Origin of the sequence: Pseudonocardia sediminis (genome assembly GCF_004217185.1) — a bacterium.
GTDB classification, from domain to species: domain Bacteria; phylum Actinomycetota; class Actinomycetes; order Mycobacteriales; family Pseudonocardiaceae; genus Pseudonocardia; species Pseudonocardia sediminis.
In genome coordinates, this window is sequence record NZ_SHKL01000001.1 from 4,830,589 (window position 1) to 4,847,959 (window position 17,371).

At 73.4% G+C, this 17,371-nt stretch carries 22 protein-coding genes; 12 read left to right on the plus strand and 10 right to left on the minus strand.

Annotated features, from left to right (window positions below):
• Positions 1-3: 3 nt before the first annotated feature.
• Positions 4-861 carry a class I SAM-dependent methyltransferase gene (locus tag EV383_RS22615; RefSeq protein WP_130291791.1) on the minus strand — a complete coding sequence of 286 codons (858 nt, stop codon included), beginning with the start codon at positions 859-861 and terminating at the stop codon, positions 4-6.
• Between the two features lie 48 nt (positions 862-909).
• On the opposite strand from EV383_RS22615, the gene EV383_RS22620 reads away from it, so the two are divergent.
• On the plus strand, positions 910-1,485 hold the full coding sequence (locus EV383_RS22620) for a helix-turn-helix domain-containing protein (protein WP_130291792.1): 576 nt from the start codon (positions 910-912) through the stop codon (positions 1,483-1,485).
• On the opposite strand, the gene EV383_RS22625 is transcribed toward EV383_RS22620, so the two are convergent.
• Positions 1,482-2,702: an FAD-dependent monooxygenase gene (locus tag EV383_RS22625; RefSeq protein WP_130291793.1), complete on the minus strand. Its 1,221-nt coding sequence runs from the start codon at positions 2,700-2,702 to the stop codon at positions 1,482-1,484. The two genes, EV383_RS22620 and EV383_RS22625, sit on opposite strands and share 4 nt — an antisense overlap.
• 61 nt (positions 2,703-2,763) lie before the next feature.
• Between EV383_RS22625 and EV383_RS22630 the strand changes: the two genes are divergently transcribed.
• The 4 genes from EV383_RS22630 to EV383_RS22645 all read left to right on the plus strand — a co-directional run bounded on the left by EV383_RS22630 (position 2,764) and on the right by EV383_RS22645 (position 5,054).
• A complete protein-coding gene (locus EV383_RS22630; protein ID WP_130291794.1) occupies positions 2,764-3,207 on the plus strand; it encodes a MarR family winged helix-turn-helix transcriptional regulator in 444 nt (147 codons plus the stop codon).
• A 186-nt stretch (positions 3,208-3,393) separates the two neighbouring features.
• The gene (locus EV383_RS22635; protein ID WP_130291795.1) at positions 3,394-3,699 is read left to right on the plus strand and encodes a nucleotidyltransferase family protein; all 306 of its coding nucleotides are present in this window, start codon (positions 3,394-3,396) and stop codon (positions 3,697-3,699) included.
• Entirely contained in the window at positions 3,674-4,036 is a 363-nt protein-coding gene (locus EV383_RS22640; RefSeq protein ID WP_207223625.1) for a HepT-like ribonuclease domain-containing protein, read from the plus strand. Before EV383_RS22635 ends, EV383_RS22640 begins: the two co-directional genes overlap by 26 nt.
• 82 nt (positions 4,037-4,118) lie before the next feature.
• Complete coding sequence (locus EV383_RS22645; protein WP_130291796.1) at positions 4,119-5,054, plus strand: cyclase family protein; 936 nt, start codon at positions 4,119-4,121, stop codon at positions 5,052-5,054.
• 24 nt (positions 5,055-5,078) lie between these two features.
• Here the strand turns inward: EV383_RS22645 and nadD are convergent, their stop codons facing one another.
• From nadD to EV383_RS22655, 3 genes are all read right to left on the minus strand, one after another.
• The gene (gene nadD / locus EV383_RS22650; protein WP_130291797.1) at positions 5,079-5,672 is read right to left on the minus strand and encodes a nicotinate-nucleotide adenylyltransferase; all 594 of its coding nucleotides are present in this window, start codon (positions 5,670-5,672) and stop codon (positions 5,079-5,081) included.
• A 9-nt stretch (positions 5,673-5,681) separates the two neighbouring features.
• The gene (locus EV383_RS32760) at positions 5,682-5,813 is read right to left on the minus strand and encodes a hypothetical protein (protein ID WP_278044844.1); all 132 of its coding nucleotides are present in this window, start codon (positions 5,811-5,813) and stop codon (positions 5,682-5,684) included.
• 122 nt (positions 5,814-5,935) lie between these two features.
• Entirely contained in the window at positions 5,936-6,589 is a 654-nt protein-coding gene (locus EV383_RS22655; protein ID WP_130294848.1) for an alpha-ketoglutarate-dependent dioxygenase AlkB, read from the minus strand.
• A gap of 122 nt (positions 6,590-6,711) precedes the next feature.
• Here EV383_RS22655 and EV383_RS22660 point away from each other — a divergent pair, with 122 nt between their 5' ends.
• Entirely contained in the window at positions 6,712-7,365 is a 654-nt protein-coding gene (locus EV383_RS22660) for a DUF998 domain-containing protein (protein ID WP_130291798.1), read from the plus strand.
• 73 nt (positions 7,366-7,438) lie between these two features.
• Here EV383_RS22660 and EV383_RS31385 read toward each other — a convergent pair whose 3' ends face one another.
• From EV383_RS31385 to EV383_RS22675, 3 genes are all read right to left on the minus strand, one after another.
• A complete protein-coding gene (locus EV383_RS31385; protein ID WP_165438463.1) occupies positions 7,439-7,747 on the minus strand; it encodes a hypothetical protein in 309 nt (102 codons plus the stop codon).
• A 110-nt stretch (positions 7,748-7,857) separates the two neighbouring features.
• The gene (locus EV383_RS22670; protein ID WP_130291800.1) at positions 7,858-8,454 is read right to left on the minus strand and encodes a TetR/AcrR family transcriptional regulator; all 597 of its coding nucleotides are present in this window, start codon (positions 8,452-8,454) and stop codon (positions 7,858-7,860) included.
• Between the two features lie 77 nt (positions 8,455-8,531).
• Positions 8,532-8,894: an SPW repeat domain-containing protein gene (locus tag EV383_RS22675; RefSeq protein WP_207223626.1), complete on the minus strand. Its 363-nt coding sequence runs from the start codon at positions 8,892-8,894 to the stop codon at positions 8,532-8,534.
• 133 nt (positions 8,895-9,027) lie between these two features.
• Between EV383_RS22675 and EV383_RS22680 the strand changes: the two genes are divergently transcribed.
• Positions 9,028-9,693 carry a hypothetical protein gene (locus EV383_RS22680; RefSeq protein ID WP_130291802.1) on the plus strand — a complete coding sequence of 222 codons (666 nt, stop codon included), beginning with the start codon at positions 9,028-9,030 and terminating at the stop codon, positions 9,691-9,693.
• A gap of 71 nt (positions 9,694-9,764) precedes the next feature.
• On the opposite strand, the gene EV383_RS22685 is transcribed toward EV383_RS22680, so the two are convergent.
• Positions 9,765-10,844: a hypothetical protein gene (locus EV383_RS22685; RefSeq protein ID WP_130291803.1), complete on the minus strand. Its 1,080-nt coding sequence runs from the start codon at positions 10,842-10,844 to the stop codon at positions 9,765-9,767.
• A 370-nt stretch (positions 10,845-11,214) separates the two neighbouring features.
• Here EV383_RS22685 and EV383_RS22690 point away from each other — a divergent pair, with 370 nt between their 5' ends.
• Positions 11,215-11,880 (plus strand): hemerythrin domain-containing protein, encoded by a 666-nt coding sequence (locus EV383_RS22690; protein ID WP_130291804.1) that lies wholly within the window; start codon positions 11,215-11,217, stop codon positions 11,878-11,880.
• Between the two features lie 136 nt (positions 11,881-12,016).
• The gene (locus tag EV383_RS22695) at positions 12,017-12,439 is read left to right on the plus strand and encodes a nuclear transport factor 2 family protein (protein WP_165438464.1); all 423 of its coding nucleotides are present in this window, start codon (positions 12,017-12,019) and stop codon (positions 12,437-12,439) included.
• Here EV383_RS22695 and EV383_RS22700 read toward each other — a convergent pair.
• Entirely contained in the window at positions 12,436-13,896 is a 1,461-nt protein-coding gene (locus EV383_RS22700) for a vWA domain-containing protein (protein ID WP_130291806.1), read from the minus strand. The two genes, EV383_RS22695 and EV383_RS22700, sit on opposite strands and share 4 nt — an antisense overlap.
• 119 nt (positions 13,897-14,015) lie before the next feature.
• Between EV383_RS22700 and EV383_RS22705 the strand changes: the two genes are divergently transcribed.
• From EV383_RS22705 to EV383_RS22715, 3 genes are read left to right on the plus strand one after another with little or no spacing between them, the layout of a single operon-like run.
• Positions 14,016-14,723: a response regulator transcription factor gene (locus EV383_RS22705; RefSeq protein WP_207223627.1), complete on the plus strand. Its 708-nt coding sequence runs from the start codon at positions 14,016-14,018 to the stop codon at positions 14,721-14,723.
• Positions 14,720-15,799: a HAMP domain-containing sensor histidine kinase gene (locus tag EV383_RS22710; protein ID WP_130291807.1), complete on the plus strand. Its 1,080-nt coding sequence runs from the start codon at positions 14,720-14,722 to the stop codon at positions 15,797-15,799. The genes EV383_RS22705 and EV383_RS22710 overlap by 4 nt, the downstream gene beginning before the upstream one ends.
• The gene (locus EV383_RS22715) at positions 15,796-17,361 is read left to right on the plus strand and encodes a DUF4153 domain-containing protein (protein WP_207223628.1); all 1,566 of its coding nucleotides are present in this window, start codon (positions 15,796-15,798) and stop codon (positions 17,359-17,361) included. The genes EV383_RS22710 and EV383_RS22715 overlap by 4 nt, the downstream gene beginning before the upstream one ends.
• Positions 17,362-17,371: the final 10 nt, after the last annotated feature.

Genomic DNA, 17,371 nt, shown 5'->3' on the forward strand with positions numbered 1-17,371 from the left:
GGCTCAGGCCTTCCGGCCGACCCACGCGGTGCGGGTGCCCTGGACCGCGAGGTCGTCGCGGACCCACACCGAGTCCGGGCCGTCGTCGGCCACGAGCCGGTCGAGCAGCGCGACGTCGTCGGGCCCCAGCCTCTCGGCCATCGCCCCGCGCAGACGGCTCAGGAACATGTGGGCGTAGCGCCGGACGTCGTCGGTCGGCGGGGCGACGTCGATGGTGAAGACCCGCTGCGTGACCTCGAACCCGGCCCGCGTCAGCACCGGGCCGTAGTCGGAGTGGGCGTTCCAGCCGGCGTCGGCCATCGCGGCCAGGGCCCGGTCCTCGAGGGCGGTCCCGGCGTCGTCGGTGAGGAAGCGCGGCTGGTCGTCCATCTCGACCGCGACCAGGATCCCACCCGGCGCCGGAGCCGAGTAGGCGTCGCGCAGCGTCCGTTCCGGGTCGGCGAGGTGGTGCAGCGTCGAGGCCGTCCACAGGAGGTCGGGCGTCCCGGCGTCGGGCCATCGTGCGTCGACGTCGGCGGGCTCGGCGCGCACCCGCCCGTCGAGACCGCGCTCGCGGGCCTTCGCGCGCACCCGGCCGAGCATGGCCTCCGACGCGTCGAGGGCGAGGACCGAGGCGTCCGGGAAGCGGCGGGCCAGCGCGAACGTGCCGGTCCCCGTCCCGGCGCCGAGATCGACGATCGAGCGGACGGGGCCCGTCGGGAAGCCGGCGACCCACGCGGTGAGCTCGTCGAGGTAGTCGGAGACCACGTCGCCGTCGAGGTCGATCAGGTCCGCCAGCGCCGCGTCGGCGAAGGGGTCGTGGGAGTGGCCGTGCCCGTGGCCCTGCGCGTGTCCGTGTCCGTGGGTCTGGTTCGTCGTCATGCCACGAGCCTAGGACCCCACCTGCGTGTTGCGCATACACTCTTGCCCATGACGCAAGAAGTCGCCGTGGACGCGGTCGTCCGGCAGCGGATCCGTGGGCTGCGCCTGTCCCGGGGCTGGTCGCTGGACTCGCTGGCCGCGCGCTGTCACCTCAGCCCGTCCACGCTCAGCCGGATCGAGACCGGCCACCGCCGCATGGCCCTCGACCAGCTCGTCCCGATCGCCCGGGCCCTGGGCACCACCCTCGACGCACTCGTCGAGCCGGCCGACGACGGCGACGTCGTGATCCGCCCCGAGCCCGCGCGCCAGCCGGGCATGACGGTGTGGATGCTCTCCCGCGACCGCGCGATGAACGGCGCGGTCGTGGCCAAGATGCGGATCACCCCGGAGCGACCGGTCGACCCGGACGACCTCCCGGTGCACCCGGGCCGGGAGTGGTTCACCGTGCTGTCCGGCGTCGCCCGCCTCTACCTGGGCGAACGCCGGCTGACCGTGCGCCCCGGCGAGGCCGCCGAGTTCTCGACGATGGTGCCGCACGCGATCACCGCCGAGGGCGGGCCGGTGGAGATCCTGACGATGTTCGACTCCGACGGCGAGCGCGCGCACCTGCACGACCACCCCTAGGGACGGAGCGCGGCGGCCCCCGGAACCGGGTAGGTCGGCAGGTCGATCGCCTCGGCCGGCGGCGAGAACAGCCCGGACGACAGCGCGCCCAGACGCTCGGCGACCGGGCTCGCGGCGAACCGCAGCACGGTGTTCATGACCGCGAGCCCGGCGCGGCTGCGCGGGTTGGCGATGCGCGGCGCACCCGGCGGGAGCTTCTGCGCCTTGTCGACGTAGGGACGCATGACGCTCTCGTAGCGGGCGAACGCCGTGCGGTGGTCGGGGTTGGTCGCGAGCTCGCCGGCCAGGACGTAGGCGCCGGTCAGCGCCAGGCTCGTGCTCATCCCGCTGATTGGCGACGAGCAGTAGGCCGCGTCGCCGACCAGGCCCGTCCGTCCGTTGCTCCAGGCAGGCAGGCGGGTCTGGCCGACGGCGTCGAAGTAGAGCGGGGCGTCGCCGAGGGCGTCGAGCACGCGCGGGGCGACCCAGCCGACGTCGGCGAACGTGCGGCGCAGGATCGTGATCTGGTCGTCGCGGCCGAGCTCGTCGAGACCGCGGACGTCGGCGAGGAAGCCCAGCGAGGCCCGGATGGTGCCCCGGTTGTCCGGGCGCAGGGTGACGCTGCGGCCGCGGCCGGCGCTCTGCCAGCGCCAGAGATCGGTGTCCTCCGCGGTCCGGGGAATGGTCGTGTAGGCGACGTAGAAGCCGAGCTCGCGGACCGCGTCGACACCGGGCAGGGCGAGCGCCCGGGTCCGCGACCGCAGCCCCTCGGCCACGACGACCAGGTCGAACGTGCGCTCCGGGCCGTGGGCGAAGGCGACGGTGACGCCGTCGTCGCGCTCGTCCAGAGCGGTGATCTGGTCGCCGAAGACGTACTCGGTGTCGGGGCGGGTGCGGTCGACGATGATCCGCGACAGCTGCCCGCGCAGGATCTCCAGCTCCGCGGTCGCGCCGCCGGAGTCGGACTCCCCCGCCGGGAAGTACGCGACGCGCTTCCCGTCCCCGTCGACGAACTCGGTGCCGGTCTCACCGGTGGTCGCGGCCCGGATGGCGTCCTCGATGCCCATCCGGCGGGCGACCTCGCGACCGGCGCCGCGGACGTCGATGTTCTGGCCCTCGTCGCGGAGCTCGTCGAAGCGTTCGACGATCGTGGTCCTCCAGCCCTGGACGTTGAGCCAGTGGGCCAGGGCGGGGCCGGCGATGCTGGCTCCGGAGATCAGGATGGTGGGTGCGGACACTCTCGCCACTCTAACTGCTAGTTTCTCTAGCGACCAGTCGGAACGAGACGAGGTGGTGCACATGACCGACGAGGTGCCCGATCTCGACGGGACCACACTGCGCATCCGGGCGCTGATGAACGCCGCCCGCGAGCTCACCGCGCGCCTGTCGCGCGAGGCCGGGATGAACGCCACCGACATGACCGCCCTGGACCTGCTCGACATCCACGGTCCGATGGGCGCCGCCGAGCTCGCGCGCCGGCTCGGCATCCGGTCGGCCTCGGCGACGGTGCTCGTCGACCGTCTCGAGGCCGCCGGGCACGTCGAGCGCGTCCGCAGCGACACCGACCGCCGTCGCGTCACGATCGCCACCCGCCCCTCGGCCCGCGAGGCCAACCTGGCCCTGTGGCTGCCCTCGATCCTGGCCATCGACGAGGTCGGGCGCTCACTCCCCGAGGACGAACGACGCGTCGTCGCCGGGTTCCTGGAACGGGTGACCGCGGCGATCGACGCCCCGCCGGCCTGACCCCGACCTCGCCGGCCGAACGGGCCCGGCGACGGCCACGCGGCTCGACCATGGTCAACGGGACGTCAGTGCTGTTCGATCATGCTCTGACGACCGTGGTGTCCCGTTGATCATCCGGGCCGCCCGTCATGTGGCGTGGCTTCCGGCTCGATGCACCCCACCTCACGAGTGGGGCATGATGAGCCGATGGATCTGCGGCCCGGACTGCACCTCGACGACGAGGCGCTCGCGGAGTTCGCCGTTCGCAACGGAATCCGGCGGCTGTCGCTGTTCGGCTCCGCCCTCCGCGACGACTTCGGCCCGGACAGCGACGTCGACCTACTGGTCGAGTTCGAACCCGACCGCATTCCCGGGCTTCTCCAGATCGCCGCGATGGAGCTGGAGCTCGAGCACCTCGTCGGGCGTCAGGTCGAGCTGAGGACCTACGACGATCTCAGCCGGCAGTTCCGCGACGACGTCGTTCGCAGTGCGCGGCCGCTTCATGCTGCCTGAGGATCGGGTCCGCCTGCACCACCTTCGTGAAGCGGCGGAGAAGGCCGTGGGCTACAGCAGAGACCGGACTCGCATCGATCTCGATCGAGACGAGCTGCTGAGACTCGCCTTGACGAAACTGGTCGAGATCGTGGGCGAGGCAGCGAAGCACGTCAGCCCGGAATGGAGGGATGCGCATCCTGACGTTCCCTGGTCAGCGGCTGCGCGGATGCGCGATCGGCTCGTCCACCACTATTTCGACATCGACCGGGACGTACTGTGGGCGACCGTCACCGTCGATCTCCCTGGACTGCTCGATCTACTGCCTCGATCGGGAGAGAACACCGAAGCCGAATAGTGCCGCACCGGCTGCGTTCGGACCGAACTCCGGCGACGGCGTGACCGGAGGAGTCGATGCTCGGATGACGACAGATCGGCCGATGCCCACGCAGGACGATGTGCTCGGCTACTTCGACACGCTGTCGAACTGGGGACGCTGGGGCGACGACGACGAACGCGGCACGCTGAACCACATCACCGACGACGTCCGGCTGGCGGCGGCGCGGGTCGTGCGCCACGGCCGAAGCGTGTCGTGTGCGTGGGAGGTCTCCGTGCCGGGAGACACGGAGCGCTCGACGACGACGTGCCCGTGCGCCGCCGACATGCCGGGTGCAGAGAACATGCCGGCCGCGTTCCACGCCGACCGGAGCTGGGGCTTCTCCTCCGAGCGGCTCGGCCTCACCTTCCACGGCAACACGCTCACCCACGTCGACTCGCCCTGCCACCTCTTCTGGGACGGCCGGATGTACAACGGGCGGTCGCACTCGCTGGTCGACCCCGAGACGGGATCGGCGTGGGCGGCCGTCACGGCGGCGGCGGACGGGATCATCACGCGCGGCGTCCTGCTGGACGTGGCAGCGGTCCGTGACGTGCCGTGGCTGGAGCCGGGCCAGGGAGTGTTCCCCGACGATCTGGAGGAGGCCGAACGTCGCCAGGGCGTGCAGGTCCGCCCCGGCGACGCGGTGCTCCTGCGGACCGGTCACGGCCGCGCCCGGCACCAGGCCGCCGACGACGGCGGGTTCACGCAGGCCGGCTGGCACGCGTCCTGCCTGCCGTGGCTGCAGGAACGGGGTGTCGCGCTCATCGGTGCCGACACCCCGCAGGACGTGCAGCCGTCGGGCTACGACGACGTGCTGATGCCGGTGCACGCCGTGGGTCTCGTCGCGATGGGGCTGTGGCTGCTCGACAACTGCGATCTGGAGGCGTGTGCGACCACGGCCGCCGAGCTGCGCCAGTGGGACTTCCACCTCTCGGTGGCGCCGGTCCGCTTCGCCGGGACGTCCGGGAGCCCGGTCAACCCGATCGCGACGTTCTGAGGGCGGTCGTCGGGGAACCGGAGTTCAGGGCTCCGGATCGACGTAGAGGCTGCGCTTGGAGATGTACTGGACCACCCCGTCGGGCACGAGGTACCAGACCGGACGCCCGGACGTGACGCGCTCGCGGCAGTCACTGGAGGAGATCGACAGCGCCGGGACCTCGACGAGGGTGACCGACCCGTCCGGCAGGTGCTCGTCGCCGAGTTCGTAGCCGGGGCGGGTGACGCCGACGAAGTGCGCGTAGCGGAAGAGCTCGTCGACCTTGCGCCAGGACAGGATCTGCTGCAGGGCGTCGGCGCCGGTGATGAAGAACAGCTGGTCGTCGGGCATCGCGGCGTGCAGGTCGGCGAGGGTGTCCGCCGTGTAGGTCGGGCCGTGGCGGTCGACGTCGACCCGGCTGACGGAGAAGCGCGGGTTCGACGCCGTCGCCACGACCGTCATCAGGTACCGGTCCTCCGCGGCACTGACCACGCGCGAGGACTTCTGCCACGGCTGACCGGTCGGTACGAAGATGACCTCGTCCAGGGCGAAGCGGTCGGCGACCTCCGAGGCCGCGACCAGGTGGCCGTGGTGGATCGGATCGAACGTCCCGCCCATCACGCCGATCTTGCGGTGCATCGGCGCAGACTATGCGGTCGCGCCGCTACGACGCAGGTGCTGACCGTCACCCGAGTCGGCGCCGCGGGAGGTGGTGACCCGGTCGAGCGCGAGCACACCCGGGCCGCCCATGATCGGCACCTCGGCGGCGATCGGCGACACGACTGTCGCGTACCGCCACCGAACCGCCGATCACAGCTCTCCGCGTCCCCGGGCTCACGCGGACGACGAGGAACGCGGCCGCGGCACACCCGCCAGCTCGTCGAGAACGTGTAGCCGACCGATCAGATCCGGCGCCGCCGCACGTCCACCCCGGACGGGTAGGCGTGCCGGAACTGCACGCTGATCCGCGGTCCGCTCCCGCGGACCTTCGGCACGCTGTGCTGCCACGTGCGCTGGCACGTCCCGCCCATCACCAGCAGGTCCCCGGACGCGAGCGGGAACGACCGCGACTCGCCGCCACCGGTGGGCCGCAGCCGCAACGGACGGGTCGCGCCGAGCGAGACCAGCGCGACGGTCGACGTCGCCAGCTCCCGGGCCACCCGGTCCCCGTGCCAGGCGACGCTGTCGTCGCCGTCGCGGTAGAGGTTGGCCCCGACCTGGGTGAACACGACGTCGTAGCGCTCCCCCAGCGTCGCCGCCATCTCCGTCAGCAGCGGCTCGGGACGCTCGGCCGGGTCGTCGGCGTCGGTCCTCCAGCGGTGCGTGACGCGCGGCTCGGGAACCGTCCGGTCGTACATCCACAGCTCGTGCCCGCGCCACGGCGTCGTCTCCAGCAGCCGGACGAACAGCTCGTCGGCACCGCGGCACCAGCCGGGCACGACGTCGACCCAGGCGCCGTGTGCGAGCTCGTGCCGGCACACCCCGTCGAACCCACCGGGCCCGCCGCCGTCGTCCGGCGCGACGTCGAACAGCGAGGATTGCCAGCTCAGGTCCATCGTCACCCGGGCGACGCTACCCGTCATCGAACACCAGTTCGATACTCCGTCCGTGGGGCCTCGCGGTCCCACCGGTGCGAAGATCACGACGTACGCCCGTCGACCCCGAGAGGGAGCCCGGCATGACCTCGCCGTCCGGCACCAGCGCACGCGGCGCGGTGCTGTCCTACATCGGCCTGCGCCGCAGCGTCGGGATCATCGGGATCGCGCTGCCGTTCGTCCTCGCGATCGGGAACCTGCTGCTCACCGGCGAGGGGCTGCGGTCGTCGATCAGCAGCTACTACTACACCGGGATGCGCGACGTGTTCGTCGGCAGCCTGTGCGCGGTCGGGGTGTTCCTGTTCTGCTACCGCTACGAGCAGCCCGACGACCGGCTGGGCAACCTGGCCGGGGTGGCGGCGATCGGCGTCGCACTCTTCCCGACGCGCCCGGAGGGGACGGTCAGCACGGCACAGACCGTCGTCGGATGGCTGCACCTGGCGTTCGCCGTCGCGTTCTTCGCCTCGCTCGCGTGGTTCTGCCTGGTCCTGTTCACCCGCGACGACGGAGCGCCGACCGCGCGGAAGTCGATGCGCAACGCGGTCTACCGGACGTGCGGGATCGTGATCGTCGTCTGCCTCGTGCTGGCCGCGGTGAACGCGGCGTTCGTGCCGGACGAGATCGCCACCGCGTGGCACGTGCTGTTCTGGCTGGAGGCCGCGGCGATCGTGGCGTTCGGGATCGCCTGGTTCGTCAAGGGCGACACCGTGCTGCGCGACCGGCCCGCCGCGGTCTAGACACGGGCCCGGGCACACGACGGCGCCGGCCGGGTGACCCGACCGGCGCCGACGCGCACGTTCTACGACCGCATCACGGCGCGGGGATGCCCGGCAGCTCGATGGGCAGCTCGGGCAGCGACGGCAGCAGGCCGCCCTTGTCCTCGTGCTTGTCCTCGTGCTTGTCCTTGTGCTTGCCGTCGTCGTGCTTCCAGTCGTGGCCGTCGTGGCCCTTCTTGTGGTGGTCGTCGTGGCCCTTGTCCTCGTGGTGGACCTTGTGGCCGTCGTCGTGCGAGTCCTTCTCGGTGTAACCCATGTCGCCGGCGAAGGCGAGACCGGTGGTCGAGAGGGCGAGGGGCAGGGCGGTGGCGCCGATCAGCGCGAACCGGGTGGTCTTCCGCATGTGGTTCTCCATCTCCTGGAATGCCCCGGGGGATGGGGCTGACCGGTCAACGAACCCGGGCACGTCGGGGAGACGAGAAGTCGTCCATGTGGGTGATGGCGGTCACATGATCATGGCTGCGACCTGCGCGTGCCCGGATCGAGCGCACCGACCACGAACGCCAGCTCGCGTTCCATCTCGCCGGTGTCGTCGGCGGCGTGGCGGGCCATCGCGTGCCGGTGCCCGATCGCGGAGGCCAGCAGGAGCGAGGCGCCGCGGACGGTGTCCGAGAGCTCCAGCCCGGTCGCGCCGACGATCACGTCCTGGACCGCCGTCACCAGCTCGTCGAACCGGCGCTGCAGCGCGTCGCGGACGACCGGGAGCGTGTCGGCCTCGCGCCAGAGCAGGTGCGAGAGCACGGCGGAGTCGTCCAGAGCGGTGTCGAGGGCGGCGACGAGCCGGCGCAGGCTGGCCGTCAGGTCGCCGGGGACGATCACCTCGGAGCACCGGACGACGTCGTGCGGGAGCCGGTCGACCAGGGCCTCGAGCAGGTCGGGCTTGCGCCGGAAGTAGTAGTGCACCAGGCCCTTGGGGACGGCGGCGCGCTCGGCGACCTTCGAGGTCGGCGTGGCGTCGAAGCCGTGCTCGGCGAACAGCGACTCGGCGGCGGCGAGGATCCGCTCGCGGGCGGGCTCGCCGGTCGGCTCCTCGGGAACGGGGGTGTCCACGACGGTCAGGTTCCTCCCACGCGGCGAGGGCCGCGACCCGGTGCGGGTCGCGGCCCTCGCGGCCGTCTCGTCGTGGGTCAGTGGGCGGCCACCGCCCCGCGGTGGGCGGCGTTCGCGGCCGGGATCGCCGTCGCGGCGACCACCACCGTCAGCACGCCGGCGATCCAGGACGTCCACGACGCCCCGGCGAGGGCGCTGTAGCCCATCACCCAGGGTGCGATGAACAGCAGGACACCGAGCACTCCGTGCACGTACTCGCTGGAGACCGAGCGCGGCGCGCCCAGCGACCAGAGGGACGTGGCGGCGAGCACCACGCCGAGTACGACCATCGTCCACGCGGCGGCGGCATCAGTCGTCGTCACGAGGGGCGAAAGAGCCGTGAGAACCCCGATCACCAGCGCCGCCCAGTCCTGCCAGCGCTGCCATGACCTCTCGACCATCTCGAACACCTTCTCTGTGAGCTCCCTGTGGGATACCTCCGGTCTACTCTTGATTGGCCGCCCGGTCAAGACTGTCCACACTGTCTTCCGGCGCTGTCCGGCAGCCCGAGCACCCGGGGTAGCGTCCGACGTCATGCGCTCCGCGGACACCGACGCCCCGGACTCCGGTGAGGACTCCGCCGACGAGACCGACCTCGCCCCGCCCGTCGACCCGTCGTCCTGGCCGGTGGTGCGCCGCGCGTCGGGACGCTTCGTGGTGTCGTGCCGGCTGTTCGCGTTGCTGGCGCTGGGCTACGGCGTCTCGATCGTCCTGCTCGCCCTCGGTGACGTGACGCGCTCGGTGTGGCTGTGGGTCGCGATCGTCGGCGGCGGGCTGGTGCACCTGGCCGGCGTCGTCGGACTGTGGTTCGCCGCCTCGCGCGCACCGAAGCGGATACTGCCCCGCCCCGGTCCGGCGTCGGGCACCGAGTCCGACCGGCGGCGGGCACGGCGGACGCTGCTCGCCGGCGGACGGCTCGGCGCCGAGCAGCGACGGCTGGTCGCGGTCGAGGTGGCCGCGGGGGCACGGGTGCCGGTCGTGGTCGCGGGGGCGTTCGCGCTGCTCGGGCCGGTCGTGACGGGCACCCCGAACACCGACCATCCGATCCCGTGGCTGGGGCCGGCGACCGCCGGGGTGGTCCTACTGATCCTGATCGGGCTGGCCTGGCAGGTCCGTTCGGTGCGTCGCGTGCACCGCGACGCCCAGCGCGCCGAGGCCCTGCCCTCGGTCGAGGGCAGCGAGGTGCCCTTCCTCCCCTGACCCTCCTCCGCCGGCCGGAACCGCCGGCCCGGACCCACCCCCGCGTGTCCGGACCGGCGGGACGGACACCGTCAGACCGTCGGCGTCCAGGTGCCGGACATCATCGCCATCGCCGGGACGGCGCCGGTCGAGCTCGCCGGAGCGGGGTCGGCGGTGTCCTCGTCGGGGGCGTCCTCGTCCGGGGTACCCGCCTCGGGGCCGTCCGCCTCCGGTGCCTCGGAAGCATCCTGCGGCGCCTCGACCTCGGGAGCGGTCGCCTCCGGCTCCGCCGGGGACTCGTCCGAGCCCTCCTCGGACGTTCCCTCCTCCGCCGGTCCCTGATCGACGGGAGCGCCGACGTCCGGTGTCTCGTCGGCGATCTCCTCGACGGGAGCCTGGTCGTCCGTGGATTCGTCGCCGGTCGCCTCGTCGCCCCCGCTCTCGTCGATCGGGGACTGCTCGCCCGGGTCCACGCCTTCCGGAGCCGACTCGTCCGGGACGTCGGCACCCGGCGCCTCTGCCTCGGGTGCCCCATCTTCGGGCGCCTCGGCACCGGGGATCTCGAGGCCGGGATCCCCGTCGTCCGTGTCGCCGGCGTCCGGCGCGACGTCGCCCGGAGTCTCGCCGTCCGGGACGTCCTCGACCGGGGTCTCGTCGTCGGGGATCACGTCGCCGGGAGCACCGGCGTCGGGCGCCTCCGTGTCGGGCGCCTCCGTGTCGGGCACCTCCGTGTCGGGCGCCTCCGTGCCGGGCACCTCGGGGGTCCCGGCCTCGGGCGCCTCAGGAGCGCCGGCGTCCGGCGCCTCCGGGGTTCCGGGCGCGATCGGGATCTCGGGCGTCGACGGGGTACCCGGCACCGGAGGGAGGCCCGGCAGCTCGGGCAGCACACCGCCCGTGTCCAGCGGGGGCGGCAGCGGCGACGGGCCGGGGCCGTCGTCGCCACCGTGGGACCAGTCGCCGTGGGACCAGTCGCCGCCGTGCGACCAGTCGCCCCCGTGACCGTCGGGGTGGTGACCCTTGCCGTGGTCGTCGGGGCAGTCGTGCCCGCCCTTGCCGGAGTCCTCGTGACCGCCGTCGTGGCCGGCGTCGCCGGCCAGCGCGACGCCCGGAGCGGCGACGGCGAGCGGCAGGGCCGCCGCACCGAGCAGGGTGGCGCGGAGAGACTTGCGCATGAACAGCTCCTTCTCGTGCATTCGACAGGTCATCGCAAAGTGACCTCGACGCCCCAACGAGGGGAGGTTGCTCAGCGCGACGACCTCTCACTCGATCGTGTGACTCATGTTTCGCCCGTCCGATGACCGATCCGGCGACTCGTCACGGTGCGGCACAGGACGATGCCCGTCGCGTCATCGATTTCTCCGCGACGGGTGACGACGACGCCGCTGCCGCCCCCTCCCCGGGCGCGGTACGAGCGGCACGCTCGTCGACAAGGTTCCGACGAGAGTGCCGCTGGTCGACGCCGCGGCGACCTCCTCACGACGACCGCAAGTGCACCGCAAGTCCCCCGGCGCACGGTGTGGTTCCCGACGAGAGGAACCCACCATGACCACCGCCCGCAGCGCCGACGTCCCCGACCTGCTCGGCATGTCCCTGGCGCACCGCATGATGCGCACCGACCTGCGCCGCCTCACCGACGCCGCACAGGCGATCGCCGACGGCGACACCTGCGGAGACCGTCGCGCCGCCGCCCTGACCCGGTGGGTCGGCACGCTCTGCGACGAGATCCACCACCACCACACCGTCGAGGACGAGATCGCCTGGCCGGTGATCGCGCGGCACGCCGGGCACGCGGTCGACCTGAGCGTCCTGACCGACGACCACGCCGCGCTCGACCCGCTGCTCGACCGGGTCCGCTCCGCCGCGGCGGCGTTCGCGCAGGCCCCCGTCGAGGTCCGCGCGGTGCCCGCCGGGGAGCTCGCGGCACGGCTGGGCCGGGTCCGCGACGAGATCGACGAGCACCTCGACGCCGAGGAGGCGGGCCTGTTCCCCGTGATCGAGCGCTACGTGCCGCGCGCGGAGTGGGACGAGGTGGAGAAGCGGGTGCGCAACGGCGGACCCGGGCTGCGGTTCGTGCTGCCGCGCATCGCCGCCGTCGTCACCGACGAGGAGTGGGCGGTCATCCGCGCGGAGGCCGGGATCGGGCTGGTCGTCCTGGCCGCCGTCCTGCGTCCGGGTCACCGGCGTCGGGAGCGGATCGTGTTCGGCTGAGGTCGGAGGCCGCCGGCCGTGCGGGCGCCTTCTCGTCCCAACCGATCGGCCCGGCGCGGGGAGGGGTCTGGGGAAACGCCCGATGCGGAGCGGCTCCGTCCGTTCTATCGTCGTTCCTCCGGCCGAGAGGAGCGCCATGAGCACGACGGGCAGCGACATCTCCTCCGGACCGATCTCGGTGGCACGCGACGCCTACGACGCGTTCGCCCGCGGCGACGTGCCGGCCCTGCTCGCGATGCTCGACCCGGACGTCGTCTGGCGGGCACCCGAGGGCGTGCCCTGGGGCGGGGAGCACCGCGGTACGGACCAGGTGCGGGAGTTCTTCGCCGCCCTCGCCGGCGCCGTCGACGAGGCCGCGATCGACCTCGCGCGGATCCTGCCCGCCGGGACCGACCGGGTGCTGGTCGAGGGCGTCGAGCGCTACCGGATCGGACCCACCCGGGTCGACCTGCCCTTCGCCCACGTCGCGCGCTGGCGCGCCGGCCTGATCACCGAGTTCACCGACTACACCAACGTGCTCGAGCTGCGCCGCGCGCTGGACGCGCACGGCCGCGCCTAGACCGGCAGGAGCCCCTCGACGACGTCGGTGAGCTGCCCGACCGTGCGGCACTCGTGCATCGGCAGGACGTCGGCGTAGCGCAGCGCCGCGGAGTCGCCGGTGCCCCACTGCCGGCGTGGCTCCGGGTTGAGCCAGTGCGCGTGCCGGGCCTGCGAGGCCAGCCGCTTGAGGATGCGCAGGTTCGGGTCGCGGTAGTTCGTGCGCCCGTCGCCGAGGATCAGCAACGACGTCTTCGACGTGATCGACTCGCCCCAGTGCTCGGCGAACCCGCCGAGGGCGTTGCCGTAGTCGGAATGCCCGTCGAACTGGGTCAGCTCCGCCTCGCGCAGCACCCGCTGCATCACCCCGGACAGCTCCGCGCCGGGGGTGAACAGGTGCGTCACCTCGTCGGTGCACTCGACGAACGCGAACACCCGCACCTTCGAGAACTGTTCGCGCAGCGCCTGGACCAGCAGCAACGTGAAGTGGCTGAACCCCGCGACGGACCCGGAGACGTCGCAGAGGATCACCAGCTCCGGACGTCCGGGACGGCGGGTGCGGTAGGCCGGGTCCATCGGGACGCCGCCGGTGGACATCGAGCGGCGCAGCGTGCGGCGCATGTCCAGGGTGCCGCGACGTGCCCGCTTGCGACGGACCGCGAGACGTGACGCCAGCCGCCGCGCGAGCGGGTGCACGGTGCGCCGGAGCTGGGAGAGCTGCTCGGCGTAGGCGGTGAGGAACTCGATCTGCTCGGTCTGCTTGGGTACCGAGGACTTGGCGATCTGCTCGCGGCCGCGCTGCTCGGCGGTCCGGCGGCGCACCTCGTCGCGGATCATCTGGCGGAAGCGGGCGATCCGGTCCCGGATCTCGCGGCGGCGGACCTCGGAGACGAAGTCGGTGTCGTCGTCGCGCCGCAGACCGTCCAGGATCTGGGCCAGCAGCGTGTCCGGGCTCAGCGCGTTGAGCGCCTGGTAGGCCGACCAGTTCGGCTTCGCCGTCTGCCCGCGCACGCCCTGACCGGCCGCGCCGGAGGTGCCCATCGCCTCGACCGCGGCCCGGGCGAGGTCGCGCAGGGTCTCCTCGTCGCCGTCGCGCAGCAGGTCGGCGAGGATCTCGCGCAGGGCGTCGACGTCGACCGGCCCGTCGCCGGAGCCGTCCTCGCCGTCGTCGATGCGGGGGACGTCGACCTCGCTCGACCCTGCGCCCATCACGGCCGGGAACCACAGGTCGAACAGGGCGTCGAACGTGTCGCGCTGCCCGGAGCGGCGCAGCAGCGCCGCCGCGAGGCCCTCACGCAGGTGGTCACGTCGCAGCAGGTCGATCGCACCGATCACCTGCGCGGCGTCGATCGTCTCCCCCGGCCCGACCGCGACCCCGCTGCGGCGCAGGGCCGCGACGAAGTCGACCAGGTGCCCGGGGATCCCGTGCTCCGGGGGCCTGCCCTGCCCGGAGAGGGGCTGGGACGGTGCGCTGGTCATGGATCCATCATGCGCGACGACCCCGGCGACCGGCCAGCGCAGGATCACCGGTCGCGTCTGCACAGAACCTTCACCGTTGACGCCCGGTCTCTCCACATCCCGGCCCTAGGGTCCTCGTCATGGCCCTGGACAGCGCGGATGCCCGACGGCGGGTGCTGGTCGTCGACGACGAGCCGGCGATCGCGGAGTCGGTGGCCGACCGGCTGCGCGCCGAGGGGTTCGACGTCGACATCGCCCGGGACGGCCCGGAAGCCGTCGCGCGCGCCGCGGACGGACGTCCCGACCTGGTCGTCCTCGACGTCATGCTCCCCGGGTTCGATGGTCTGGAGGCGTGCCGGCGGATCCAGGCCGAGCGTCCGGTGCCGGTCCTGATGCTCACCGCCCGCACCGACGAGAACGACATGCTCGTCGGTCTCGGGGTCGGCGCCGACGACTACCTGCGCAAGCCGTTCTCGCCGCGGGAGCTGGCCGCGCGGGTGCACGCACTGCTGCGGCGTGTGGACCGGGCCTCGCAGCAGGTCCCCGACCCGGCGATCCGGCTCGGCGACCTGGAGATCGACACGGCACAACGACGGGTCTCGCGCGCCGGCGAGCCCGCGCACCTGACGCCGATCGAGTTCGACCTGCTCGTCCACCTGGCCGGGCGTCCGCGCGACGTCCACCCGCGCGAGGCGCTGCTGGAGCGGGTGTGGGGGTGGGCGTCGGGCCCGGACGCCCCGACCACCCGGACCGTCGACAGCCACGTCAAGGCTCTGCGACGCAAGCTCGGCGCCGACCTGATCCGCACCGTGCACGGTGTCGGCTACGCCCTGGAGGTCCCCCGATGACCGCGACCGTCCCCCGTACGGGGGTGCTGACCGACCTGCTGCCGCGCCCGCTGGACCCGATCCGCTCGATCAAGGTCAAGCTGAGCCTGCTGCTGCTGGTCTCCGGCGGCGTCGGGGTGGGCTACCTGTGGAACGCCTACCGCTGGGTGCCGCCCGCCTCGATCACCATCGTCACGGTCGGGATCGTGCTGGTCACCGCGCAGGTGCTGGCGCACGGCATGACCCGGCCGCTGCGCGAGATGACCTCGGCGGCCCAGGAGATGGCCCGCGGCGACTACTCCCGGCGGGTCCGGGCGACGTCACGGGACGAGGTGGGCCGTCTGGCCGAGGCGTTCAACCGGATGGCCGCCGACCTCGAGACCGCCGACCGGCAGCGCCGCGAGCTGGTCGCGAACGTCTCGCACGAGCTGCGCACGCCGATCACGGCGCTGCGGGCGGTGCTGGAGAACGTCGTCGACGGCGTCGCCGAGCCCGACCCGGAGACGCTGCACACCGCACTGGCCCAGACCGAACGCCTCGGGCGCCTGGTCGACGAGCTGCTCGACCTGTCCCGGATCGACGCCGGCGCGGTCGCGCTGCAGGTCGAGGAGCTCGCGGTGCGCCCGCTGCTGGACTCCGCGGTCGCCGAGACGGCCGTCGCGGCCCAGGCGACAGGACGACGGGTCGGGTTCCGGGTCGAGGTGGAGCCACCGGAGCTGACGGCGACGGCGGACCGAGCCCGGCTGCACCAGGTGCTGGTCAACCTCCTCGACAACGCCGCGCGGCACGCGCCGCCCTACACCGACGTGCACCTGCACGCGCACACGTCCGAGGGGGATCTGAAAATCGAGGTGACCGACCACGGCGACGGGATCGCCGACGCCGACCGGGACACGGTGTTCCACCGCTTCACCCGGGGTGAGCGGGCGCGCGGGGGCGGGACCGGGCTGGGCCTGTCCATCGCGCGGTGGGCCGTGGAGCTGCACGGCGGCCGGATCGCCGTCGTCGGGTCCGACGCCGACCCCGGGTGCCGGATCCGCGTGACGCTGCCCGCGGACCCGTCCCCCGTCCGCGACGCGGGCGAGGTCCGGTCGTGATCGGGCCCTCGCCGGCACCGTCACGGCCCGCCGCACGCGCCCCGGCGCCCCCCGCTCCGGGACCGGCCGCCGCGATGCGCGAGCCCGGCCCACCGCTGTGGCCGAGCTGGCCCGCACCCGGCGGTCCCCCGTCGTCGCGGGTCCTGCAGGCCACCGCCCTGGCCGGTCTGGCCGGCGCCGTCACGCTCCCCGGGGGCGATGACGATCCCGGGCTGGGCTTCCTGCTCGCGGCCCTGGCGGTCGCGGCCGCCGTGGTCGTCGTCGGCTGGCGGCCGCACCGCGCGGTCGGGGCCGTGCTGCCGCAGTGGGTCGCGGTCGCCGAGTCGCTGTGGCTGCCGGCCGCGGTCGCCCTCGCCGCGGTCCCGCTGCTGCGCGACGCCGACTGGCTCGTCGTGCTGTGCCTGCTCGCCGCCGTCGGGGCGGGGTCGCTGGCCATGGCGGGGCGGGCGTTCCGGTCGGTGCTGCGCGGTGCGACGGCCGTCCCGGTGGCGGCCCTGCGGTCGCCGGCCTGGCTGGGTCGCTCGGCCACCGGGCTGCGCCGGACCGGTGGCGGGTTCCGGCTGCTCGCCGCACTGCTGGTCGGGATCGGCCTGCTGGCGGTGTTCGCGCCCCTGCTCGGCTCGGCCGACCCGGTGTTCGGCCGGGTGCTCGACGCCCTGGTCCCGACCGTCGACGGCGACACCCTCGTCAGTGGCGTGGTGCGGTTCGTGGGCGGGGCCGCCGCCGTGCTCGGCTCGGCGTTCCTGCTGGCTCGGCGCCCGGTACCGGACATGGGCCCCGCCCGGCCGTCGCGGCTGCGCAGTGCCGAGTGGACGCTGCCGGTGGCGATGCTCGTCGTGCTGTTCGCCCTGTTCGTCGCCGTGTCGCTGACGACGCTGTTCGGGTCCGACGACCACGTCCGCGCCACCACCGGGCTGACCTACGCCGAGTACGCGCGCAGCGGGTTCTGGCAGCTGCTGGCGGTGTCCGTGCTGACCCTGGTGGTGGTCGTCGCCGGTGCCCGGCACGCACCGCTGCGCACCCCCGCCGACCGGTTCCGCACCCGACTCCTGCTCGGCGGGCTGAGCGCGCTGACGCTGGTGATCGTCGCCTCCGCGCTGCACCGGATGTGGCTCTACCAGCAGGCCTACGGGTTCACCGTGCTGCGGCTGCTGGTGCTTCTCTGTGAGCTGTGGCTGGCCCTGTGCTTGGCGCTGATGCTCGTCTCGGTGCTGCGCCTGCGCCCGGACCGGCCGCTGCGCGGGATGGCCGCGGCGGGAGCGGCGGCGCTGCTGGCGCTGGCCGTGCTGAACCCGGAACGGTTCGTCGCCGAGCAGGACGTCGCCCGCTACGCGGCCACCGGGGAGATCGACGTCGGGTACCTCTCCGGGCTCTCCGCCGACGCGGTCCCGGCGCTGGTCGCGCTCCCCGAGCCGATCCGGTCCTGCGTGCTGGCCCCGATCGCGGACCGTCTCGGTCCCGCCGAGGCCGGTGGGTGGCGCAGCACGAACGTGAGCCGTGACCGGGCCCGTGACCTCCTCGGGGGCGTGCGGCTTTCGTGTCCGCCGGGAGCGAGGCCGTAGCTCGTCACCG

Coding starts and splice junctions, on each gene's coding strand:
- EV383_RS22615 (WP_130291791.1), bottom strand. CDS start 861: ATGACGACGAACCAGACCCACGGACACGGACACGCGCAGGGCCACGGG.
- EV383_RS22620 (WP_130291792.1), top strand. CDS start 910: ATGACGCAAGAAGTCGCCGTGGACGCGGTCGTCCGGCAGCGGATCCGT.
- EV383_RS22630 (WP_130291794.1), top strand. CDS start 2,764: ATGACCGACGAGGTGCCCGATCTCGACGGGACCACACTGCGCATCCGG.
- EV383_RS22635 (WP_130291795.1), top strand. CDS start 3,394: ATGGATCTGCGGCCCGGACTGCACCTCGACGACGAGGCGCTCGCGGAG.
- EV383_RS22645 (WP_130291796.1), top strand. CDS start 4,119: ATGCCCACGCAGGACGATGTGCTCGGCTACTTCGACACGCTGTCGAAC.
- nadD (WP_130291797.1), bottom strand. CDS start 5,672: ATGCACCGCAAGATCGGCGTGATGGGCGGGACGTTCGATCCGATCCAC.
- EV383_RS22655 (WP_130294848.1), bottom strand. CDS start 6,589: ATGGACCTGAGCTGGCAATCCTCGCTGTTCGACGTCGCGCCGGACGAC.
- EV383_RS22660 (WP_130291798.1), top strand. CDS start 6,712: ATGACCTCGCCGTCCGGCACCAGCGCACGCGGCGCGGTGCTGTCCTAC.
- EV383_RS31385 (WP_165438463.1), bottom strand. CDS start 7,747: ATGCGGAAGACCACCCGGTTCGCGCTGATCGGCGCCACCGCCCTGCCC.
- EV383_RS22675 (WP_207223626.1), bottom strand. CDS start 8,894: ATGGTCGAGAGGTCATGGCAGCGCTGGCAGGACTGGGCGGCGCTGGTG.
- EV383_RS22680 (WP_130291802.1), top strand. CDS start 9,028: ATGCGCTCCGCGGACACCGACGCCCCGGACTCCGGTGAGGACTCCGCC.
- EV383_RS22685 (WP_130291803.1), bottom strand. CDS start 10,844: ATGCGCAAGTCTCTCCGCGCCACCCTGCTCGGTGCGGCGGCCCTGCCG.
- EV383_RS22690 (WP_130291804.1), top strand. CDS start 11,215: ATGACCACCGCCCGCAGCGCCGACGTCCCCGACCTGCTCGGCATGTCC.
- EV383_RS22695 (WP_165438464.1), top strand. CDS start 12,017: ATGAGCACGACGGGCAGCGACATCTCCTCCGGACCGATCTCGGTGGCA.
- EV383_RS22700 (WP_130291806.1), bottom strand. CDS start 13,896: ATGACCAGCGCACCGTCCCAGCCCCTCTCCGGGCAGGGCAGGCCCCCG.
- EV383_RS22705 (WP_207223627.1), top strand. CDS start 14,016: ATGGCCCTGGACAGCGCGGATGCCCGACGGCGGGTGCTGGTCGTCGAC.
- EV383_RS22710 (WP_130291807.1), top strand. CDS start 14,720: ATGACCGCGACCGTCCCCCGTACGGGGGTGCTGACCGACCTGCTGCCG.